The organism is Mesorhizobium sp. M2A.F.Ca.ET.039.01.1.1 (assembly GCF_003998035.1).
Taxonomy (GTDB): Bacteria; Pseudomonadota; Alphaproteobacteria; order Rhizobiales; family Rhizobiaceae; genus Mesorhizobium.
Genome location: NZ_RZRY01001073.1, coordinates 1 through 1602, shown reverse-complemented (window position 1 = coordinate 1602; position 1602 = coordinate 1). Strand labels below are relative to the sequence as shown.

Sequence of the window (1602 nt, the reverse complement as noted above, 5' to 3'; positions counted from 1 at the left end):
CCTTCTTGGCCGTGTATGCCCCGGATGTCGGCGGCGTGTGCACGGTGATGGTGCCTGTGCCCAGCCCGTTCGAAGTCGCCGATGTCGTGGCGGCCGCGGTGATGGTAGCCGTGTTGGAGCCCCAGGACTTTTCCACTGCGCCGGCATAAGCCGCCGCATCCGCCGTCGACTGCAGCTTCAGGCTCGAATAATACCAGTAGGAGGTCTCGACGCCGAGCCCCGCCCCGCCGACGACGACCGGCAGGGTTAGAGCGAATATGGTCGCGACATTGCCGCCCTTGCCTTCGCAAAAGCGTCGAATGAAGCGCCGGAAAAAAAGATGTCTGAAGAACCGACCTGAAGAGGCCATGGCCGAGCGCGCCCAAGCTATCCCAGCCATCACATCAATCATTGCCGTATGAACGAATGCCTAATTATTTCGGTCGAGTTGAGCCGGTAGGACCGCAGCGGGACGCCGCCTCCAACTTACGCCGCGCATACTCAGACTTAAGGCCTACCCGCCCTAGGACTTAAGATGTAACCATCGGTAAAACCTAATATTTTAGCACTTTCTGCATTTTAACTTTTTTGGAAATCGCCCGTAGAGACCACACGCATAACACTCTGTGAAATACGACGAGGGCGGGCGCCATGCTTGGACGGTTTTGGGTTTCGAAGCGCGGCAACTTCGCGGTCGCAACGGCGGTTGCCATGGTGCCGCTGATGCTTGGTTTGGCAGCATCCATCGACCTGATCGGCACCAGCGACGACGCCGCCCAGCTGCAGAATTCCCTCGACGCCGCCGGCCTTGCGATGGGCACCAAATACCAGCCGGGCATGTCGGCGGGCGACCTGCGGCAACTGGGCCAGACCTTCTTCGCGGCCAATATGAGCGCCGCCGACGCGCAGGAGCTGTCGGGCAGCCTCGCCGCCTTCCAAGCCTCCGCCAGCGGCGATCCGGGCGCTTATTTCATTTCGGCGTCGTCGAGCATCAGCCGGCCGGCCTTCCTCGGCGCCATGCCGGCCTGGCAGGCGACGCGCACCGCCTCGGTCAAGATCAAGCCCGGCGCGCAGGCCTGCGTGCTGGCGCTCAACCAGCATGCCGACAACGCGGTCAACCTGCAGGGCTCGACCAATGTGGCGATGGCCGGCTGCGTGATCGCGGCCAATTCGGACGCCGCCGACTCCGTCAACCGCGGCGGCTCGGCGGTAGTCAGCGCAGCTTGCGTCTCGACGGTCGGCGCCACGCAAGGGTTGACGCCGCCCAGCGCCACGCTTTCCTGCGGCACGCCGCATGAGAACCAGTACGCCTCGTTCGATCCGCTGGCCGACGTTGTTCCGCCCGCCTACACGCTCTGCCTGCCGGTGCCCAACGGCAAGACGATAACGCTCTCGCCGGGCACCTATTGCGACAAGACCCTGTCGGGAAAGATCACGCTCAATCCGGGCACCTACATCATGCGCAACGTCGTCATAAAGCCGGGCGGCAATGGCAGCCTGAGCGGCCAGGGCGTGACGATCTTCCTGATGGAGAACTCGCAGCTCTACATCAACGCCAACGAGCAGGTGAACCTCTCGCCGCCCACCAGCGGCCCCTATGCCGGCATCACCATCTACCAGGCG

At 63.2% G+C, this 1602-nt stretch carries 2 protein-coding genes; one reads left to right on the top strand and one right to left on the bottom strand.

Going from position 1 to position 1602, the window contains the following annotated elements; genetic code table 11:
* On the bottom strand, positions 1 to 379 hold a 379-nt coding region (locus tag EOA24_RS37335), incomplete at its 3' end, for a pilus assembly protein TadG-related protein (protein ID WP_245501954.1).
* 251 nt (positions 380 to 630) lie between these two features.
* On the opposite strand from EOA24_RS37335, the gene EOA24_RS37330 reads away from it, so the two are divergent.
* Positions 631 to 1602 (top strand): pilus assembly protein TadG-related protein (locus EOA24_RS37330; RefSeq protein ID WP_127410786.1); only part of this gene is annotated, 972 nt, incomplete at its 3' end.